This window comes from Burkholderia sp. Ac-20353 (assembly GCF_017104785.1).
Lineage (GTDB): Bacteria > Pseudomonadota > Gammaproteobacteria > Burkholderiales > Burkholderiaceae > Burkholderia.
Genome location: NZ_JAAGPL010000102.1, coordinates 23,616 through 30,552, shown reverse-complemented (window position 1 = coordinate 30,552; position 6,937 = coordinate 23,616). Strand labels below are relative to the sequence as shown.

Below are 6,937 nucleotides of genomic sequence, written 5' to 3'. Positions count from 1 at the left end.
CCAATCTCGCGGCCGCGCAGGCGCAGCTCGACGCGGCACGCGCGCTCGGCAGCAAGCTGCCGGTCGACGAGAATCCGGCCGTGATGCAGGCGGCCGCGCAGTTCAAGCTTGCGTATCGCAACCTGAAGCGCACGACGATCGTCGCGCCGGTCGACGGCACGATCGGCCAGCGCGCGGTGCAGGTCGGCCAGCAAGTCGGCCCCGGCGTGCCGCTGATGTCGATCGTGCAATTGAACCGGCTGTGGATCGAAGCGAATTTCAAGGAAGGGCAGATCCGCCACATGCGCGTCGGGCAGCCGGTCGACGTCGTGTCGGACCTTTACGGCTCGCGCGTCGTCTATCGTGGCCGCGTGCAGGGTTTCTCGGCCGGCACGGGCAGCGCGTTCTCGATGTTGCCGTCGCAGAATGCGGCCGGCAACTGGATCAAGGTCGTGCAGCGCGTGCCTGTCGTGATCGCGATCGAGCCGGCCGGGCTCGCCGCGCATCCGCTGCGCGTCGGGCTGTCGATGCGCGTGACGGTCGACACGCACGACCGCGCGGGACACGCGCTCGACAGCGAGCCGCCGACGCCGGCAGTCGGCACGCGTGTGCACGACGGCGTTGCGAGCGAGGCCGACGCGGCGGCCGCGGCGATCGTCCGCGACAATCTGGGCGGGTAGCGCCCGCCGGACTTTCGTGTTTCCGCCACCCATGTCGGCACAGTTCAAACGCATGTCGCGTTTGAGACATCGGCGCCCCCGTGTCCCGGACTACTCTCGAACAGCACGTTGCACGTGCGCCGCATCCGCCGGCGCGCGGCGGCGCCATCCAACGAGACATGGAGACAATACGATGAGCAGCAATCGAGGTGTCGTCTATCTTGGGCCGGGCAAGGTCGAGGTGCAGAAGATCGATTATCCGAAGATGGTCGATCCGAGCGGCCGCGCGATTGGCCACGGCGTGATCCTGAAGGTAGTCAGCACGAACATCTGCGGTTCCGACCAGCACATGGTGCGCGGCCGCACGACTGCGCCGGTCGGGCTCGTGCTCGGTCACGAGATCACGGGCGAGGTGGTCGAGATCGGCCGCGACGTCGAGACGCTGAAGCTCGGCGATCTGGTGTCGGTGCCGTTCAACGTCGCGTGCGGCCGCTGCGCGATGTGCAAGGACACGCATACGGGCGTGTGCCTGAACGTGAACCCGTCGCGCGCGGGCGGCGCGTACGGCTACGTCGACATGGGCGGCTGGATTGGCGGCCAGGCCGAATACGTGCTCGTGCCGTATGCCGATTTCAACCTGCTGAAATTCCCCGACCGCGACCAGGCGATGGCGAAGATCCGCGATCTCACCTGCCTGTCCGACATTCTGCCGACCGGCTATCACGGCGCGGTCAGCGCGGGCGTGAAGCCCGGCTCGACGGTGTATATCGCGGGCGCGGGCCCGGTCGGGATGGCGGCCGCCGCGTCGGCGCGCCTGCTCGGCGCGGCCGTGACGATCGTCGGCGACATGAATGCGGAGCGTCTCGCGCACGCGAAGGCAATGGGCTTCGAGACGGTCGACCTGTCGAAGGATGCGACGCTCGGCGAGCAGATCGAGCAGATCCTCGGCGTGCCGGAGATCGATTGCGCGGTCGACTGCGTCGGCTTCGAGGCGCACGGCCACGGCTCGTCGGGCCACTCGGAAGAGGCGCCGGCCACGGTGCTGAACTCGCTGATGGAAATTACGCGGCCGGCCGGCGCGATCGGCATCCCGGGCCTGTACGTGACCGACGATCCGGGCGCGCAGGACAAGGCCGCGCAGCACGGCAGCCTGAGCATCCGCTTCGGCCTCGGCTGGGCGAAGTCGCATTCGTTCTTCACGGGCCAGACGCCGGTGCTGAAGTACAACCGCAACCTGATGCAGGCGATCCTGTTCGACCGGCTGCCGATCGCGAAGATCGTCAACGTGTCGGTGATCTCGCTCGACGATGCGCCGGAAGGCTACAAGAAGTTCGACGGCGGCGCGCCGCGCAAATTCGTCATCGATCCGCACGGCTTGCTGGCGGCGTAACGCGCTGGCGGTGCCGGCGTGATGAGCGGGCGGTCCGGTAACGGGCCGCCCGTTTTCGTTTGTGGGTGCCTCAATCGTGCCCCGAATCCACGGTTCTTTGAACGCAGCGCCAGTTCGTGACCGGAAGTTTGCACGATATGACGCGTGGTTATTTGGACTGTTCCCCCGTTCTGCTATACCGGATTCAGGGGCTGGCGCGGCGCACACGCCACACGGTCAATTGGCGCGCATTGCGACGAGTGCGATGCGGGGGCAACGCTTCGGCGGGAACCGGTTGTTCGGACCGCAAGCCGGCAGGAGGCTGAGATGGCGAATTACTTGTTCGTGGAATCGCGCGATCCGTATGGCACCCGGGACACCCAGCAGTTTGACGAACTCGCCAAAGGCCTGCGCGGGCGAAACAACGCAGTCACGTTGTTCCTGGTTCAAAACGGCGTGCTGTCGACTCGCCCGGGCGCAAAGTTCAGTGAGCGGTATGCGGATCTGACGCGCAGCGGCATCACGGTTCTTGCAGACGAATTCTCGCTGCGTGAGCGGGCGATCGAGCGGCTGGCGGACGGTGTCCAAAAGGCCGGTATCGATCAACTCGTCGATCTCCTGTTCGTGGCCGACACAAAGGCCATTTGGTATTGAAGCAAGGAGAACGTGATGGCTACCGGAAAGAAACTGACGCTGGCACTGATGGATCCGCCGTACGAGAAGGCTGCGAGCACCACGGCGCTGCGGCTGGTCGATGCGGCGTTGCGTCAAGGCCACGACGTCACGGTGTTCGCCTATGAGGGCGCGGTCAATCTGACGATGAAAGCGCAGGCTCCGCACGCCAATCCGGTCAAGGGCACATCGGTGGAGGAAGAGGATCACCCGACCACCAGGGACTGGATTGCGGCGCTGTTTCAACTCGCGGCGCAGCAGGGCGTCAAGCTCGACTGGATCAACTGCGGGCTGTGCGTGGACGAACGCGGTGCGGGTGACTGGATCGACGGGCCACGCCGCGGCAGCCCGAAGGATTTTCTCGAGTCCGTGACGCAGAGCGACGCCGTGCTCGTCATCCCGACGAAATAGGAGCGCGCCATGAAAATCCTGAGCATTGTCGAGACAGCGTACCGGGCGACGCTTGAAGAGCAGGACGACACCATCCTGTGGCTGAATCATGTGCTGAAAAACGCCGGTGCGGATGTCGGGTTGCTGCTGCGCGGCAGCGCAGTGAACTATGCGGTGCGTGGGCAGGATGCCACCGGACTCACGTTCGGCGCGCGCCGGCATGCTCATCCGGCGGCGCTCGACAAGGATCTGGAAAAGATGATCGGTGCCGGTGTCGCCGTCTATGCCGTCAGCGAGGATATGCGCGAGCGCGGATTATCCGGCGAAGACGTGATCGGCGGCTTGACGCAGGTCGGATGGGACGAGATCCCCGCGCTGTTCGACCAGTTCGATCAGGTCTGGCACTGGTAACGGCAACGCTGTCCGCAGTCGCGCCACCACCGTTTGCGAATAGAGGTATCTGAAACGGGCGGTCCGGGTTCCGGGCCGCCCGTTTTCGTTGCGGTCGACGTGTGCAGAGGCGACCTGGCACTGATTCCCGACCCATGGATTTGTTGGGATAATCGGCGACCGTCTCCCTAACCTTCCTGCGCGGATCGACAACCGACACACAGCGATGGCCAAGTCCCTACCTCTCGCAGCGTTGCACACGTTCGTCGAAGTGGCGCGATGCGGCAGCATGAAGCAGGCGGCCGACGTGCTCTGCCTGTCGCCCGGCGCCGTCAGCCAGCACATCCGCAATCTCGAGGATCGGCTGGCCGTGCGCCTGTTCGAGCGAAACGGCCGCGACATCGAACTGACCGGCACGGGCCGCGCGCTGTTCGATCAGCTCGCCGGCGGTTTCGGCGAAATCGAAGCCGCGTGGTCGAACATCCACGGCGCGAACCGGCGCGTCGTCCGCCTGACCGTGACGACGACCGCGTCGTTCGCGAACACGTGGCTCGTGCATCGCCTCGGCTCGTTCAATGCCGCCTACCCCGAAATCGAAATCACTGTAGAGACGCGCGCGCAGCTGGTCGACCTGCGCCGCGACTACGTCGACGTCGCGATCCGGCACGGCCTGGGCGATTATCCGGGCCACACGTCGCTCCGCATCTGGACGCCGGAGCTGTGGCCCATATGCAGCCCGCGACTGCTCGACCCGGCCCGGCCGATCGAAAATCCGGCCGACTGCCTGTCGTATCCGCTGCTGCAGGACGCGGATCGCGCGGACTGGACGCTGTGGCTGCGCGCGCAAGGGATCGAGGATCCCCGCGCGCAGCGCGGAGCGAGCTTCGGCGAGGATCCGCTGCTGATCAAGGCCGCCGTGGCGGCGCAGGGGATCGCGCTCGTCCGGGACATCTATGCGAAGGACGAGATCGCGGCCGGCCGGCTGGTTCGCGTGCTGACGCGGCCGTGGCCGACCGAGTTCTGCTACTACGTCGTGTGCAGCGAAGCCCGGCAGCACGAATGGAAGATCGCGGCGTTCCGCGACTGGCTCGTCCGGGAAATCGCCGAAGGCGACGGGCAGGGCGGACTACAGACCGGACAACAGCCCGAACTACTGCCGTGACCCGCGCGCGACGGCCGCGCCGAACCCCTTGATCTTGCCGGTCGCGAGCGCCGTGCCGAGCAGGATGATCGCGCATCCCGCGATGGTTTGTGCGGTGATCGTCTCGTGCAGGAAGATCGCGCCCCAGACGACGCCGAAGATCGGGATCAGGAACGTGACCGACGCGGCGTACTGTGCGCCCGAGTGGCGAATCAACCCGAAGTACAGCAGGTACGCAACAGCCGTGCACACCGCGCCCAGCAGCACGACGGCGAGCCATGCGGATGCGTGAACCGGGCTGCCCGGCCACACGTGCAGCGCGAGCGGCGCGAGGGCGAGCGCCGCGAACAGCTGGCTGCCGAACGCGGACACGAACGGCCTGACGTTGGCCAGTTTCCGCTTCGAATAATGCGCGGCAAACCCGTACGACAGCGTCGCGAGCATCGCGGCGACGATGGCGCCAGATGCGCCGGCCGTGCCGCCGCCGAGTTCCGCGCCCGCCAGCACGACGACGCCGATGAAGCCGAGTGCGAGACCGATCGCCTGCGGCTTCGTCAACGGCACACGCAGCCACAGGTACGCGACGATCGCGGTCCAGAGCGGTGTCGTCGCGTTCAGGATCGAGTCGGTGCCGGCCGTCACGAACAGCGCCGCGTAGGTCAGCAGGCAGAACGGGAGTGCCGAATTGGCGATGCCGACGACGAATAGCGGCACGACATGCGAGCGGAACTCGCGCCGTGCGTCCGCGTTGCGCAGCACCGGCGACAGCAGCACGGCCGCGATCGCGACCCGCAGCGCGATCAGCGGGACGACGCCGAATTCCGGTGCGCCCATCCGCATGAAAAGGAAGGATGCGCCCCAGATTGCGGCGAGGATCACGAGTTGTAGTGCGTTCATGTGCGAGCTCCGCGCGTTGGAGTGGGCCGTGCGCCGGAACGCGATGCGCGTCGACGCGGCCGATCGCACCATTGAACGCCACGAAGCTGTTGCGACACAAACGAGGTTTTGCGAGACCCCGGTTTAGAAAATTGAATCGACGCGAACGGTCACGCGTGCATCGCAAGCGTCGGGAACGCCGCACCGCCGGGCCCTGCCGGCTGTGCCAGCGGCGCAACCTGCTTGCGCCGCTCCCGCGTCGGCGCGACGCCGAACGCGTCGCGGTAGCTCTTGCTGAAATGGCATGCGGACTGGAACCCGCACGCCATCGTGATGTGCATGATCGACATGTCGGTCTGCAGCAGCAGCTCGCGCGCACGGCGCAGCCGCAGCGTCAGGTAGTAATGCGTCGGCGTCATCCCGAGATGTTCGCGGAACAGCCGCTGCAGCTGCCGCTGCGACATGTTCGCCAGCCGCGCGAGCTCCTCGCGGGACAGCGGCTCCTCGATGTTGTTCTCCATCAGCGAAATCACTTCGAACAGCGATTTGTTCGCCGAGCCGAGCCGCGCGACGAGCGGCATCCGCTGCTGCGCGCTCGTGTCGCGCACGTGTTCGACGATGAACTGCTCGGCGATCTGCGTGACGCGCGCGGTGCCGACGCGCGCGGCGATCAGGTTCAGCATCATGTCGAGCGGCGCGACGCCGCCCGTGCACGTGATGCGGTCGCGGTCGATCACGAACAGTTCCTTCAGGAAGCGCGTGTCCGGAAACTCCTCCTTCAGCGCGGACATGTTCTCCCAGTGGATCGCGCACGCATAGCCCGCGAGCAGGCCCGATTTCGCGAGCGCGTAGGTGCCCGTGCACAGGCTGCCGAGCGGGATGCCCGCGCGCGCGAAGCGGCGCAGCGTCGTCAGGTGGTCGGCCGTCGTCGCGCGCTGCACGTCGACGCCGCCGCACACGAACACGATGTCCGGCTGCCCCGCGCATTCGGCGGGACCCGTGTCGACCGTCAGACCGTTGCTCGCCGTGACCGGGCCGCCGTCCGGGCTGATCACCGACCAGCGATAGAGCGGCTGGCCGCTCAGGTAATTCGCCATCCGAAGCACCTCGATCGCGTTCGTGAACGCGATCATCGTGAAGTTGGGCAACGGCATGAACGCGAAGTGGGACAGCGACGCTGTGCGGTCGGGCGACATGGGGAGCGTTCCTTGAATCTCTACTAATAGCTATTGGCCCGAGGCACGAGTCGGGCTGCGGTATTGTGGGAGCGAGCGCAACAAGCGTGCCATACGGCTAAACCCTAGCTCCATACGTTGCCTGCACGCAGCGGCGATGCTGCACTGCACCGTATCCGTGACGTGCTGCACCCGCACCGGGCAGCGCCGGCACCGCCCGAGTGCCTGTTCATAGGTGAACTCGGCTCGCGCGTTTCGTTGGGCATCCGAAAAAGCACGACCGGTC

8 protein-coding genes are annotated in these 6,937 nt (G+C 66.4%); 6 read left to right on the top strand and 2 right to left on the bottom strand.

The genetic code is table 11. The features are described 5' to 3' along the window. The 6 genes from G3N94_RS25450 to G3N94_RS25425 all read left to right on the top strand — a co-directional run. A partial coding sequence (locus G3N94_RS25450; protein WP_205795314.1) for an HlyD family efflux transporter periplasmic adaptor subunit occupies window positions 1–659 on the top strand: 659 nt, incomplete at its 5' end. Between the two features lie 172 nt (window positions 660–831). After that, window positions 832–2,028, top strand: a complete 1,197-nt coding sequence (fdhA, locus tag G3N94_RS25445; protein WP_205795313.1) for a formaldehyde dehydrogenase, glutathione-independent — start codon at window positions 832–834, stop codon at window positions 2,026–2,028. Between the two features lie 306 nt (window positions 2,029–2,334). After that, entirely contained in the window at window positions 2,335–2,661 is a 327-nt protein-coding gene (locus G3N94_RS25440; protein WP_205795312.1) for a DsrE family protein, read from the top strand. A gap of 15 nt (window positions 2,662–2,676) precedes the next feature. Continuing rightward, window positions 2,677–3,090, top strand: a complete 414-nt coding sequence (locus G3N94_RS25435) for a DsrE family protein (protein WP_205795311.1) — start codon at window positions 2,677–2,679, stop codon at window positions 3,088–3,090. A 9-nt stretch (window positions 3,091–3,099) separates the two neighbouring features. Beyond that, complete coding sequence (locus G3N94_RS25430) at window positions 3,100–3,480, top strand: DsrE family protein (RefSeq protein ID WP_205795310.1); 381 nt, start codon at window positions 3,100–3,102, stop codon at window positions 3,478–3,480. A 205-nt stretch (window positions 3,481–3,685) separates the two neighbouring features. Further along, window positions 3,686–4,621, top strand: a complete 936-nt coding sequence (locus tag G3N94_RS25425; protein ID WP_205795309.1) for a LysR substrate-binding domain-containing protein — start codon at window positions 3,686–3,688, stop codon at window positions 4,619–4,621. On the opposite strand, the gene G3N94_RS25420 is transcribed toward G3N94_RS25425, so the two are convergent. Together G3N94_RS25420 and G3N94_RS25415 are read right to left on the bottom strand one after the other, a co-directional pair. Further along, window positions 4,610–5,497, bottom strand: coding sequence for a DMT family transporter (locus G3N94_RS25420; protein ID WP_205795308.1), 888 nt, complete (start codon window positions 5,495–5,497; stop codon window positions 4,610–4,612). The genes G3N94_RS25425 and G3N94_RS25420 overlap by 12 nt on opposite strands. Before the next feature lie 149 nt (window positions 5,498–5,646). Beyond that, complete coding sequence (locus G3N94_RS25415; protein ID WP_205795307.1) at window positions 5,647–6,672, bottom strand: GlxA family transcriptional regulator; 1,026 nt, start codon at window positions 6,670–6,672, stop codon at window positions 5,647–5,649. Between the last annotated feature and the right edge of the window lie 265 nt (window positions 6,673–6,937).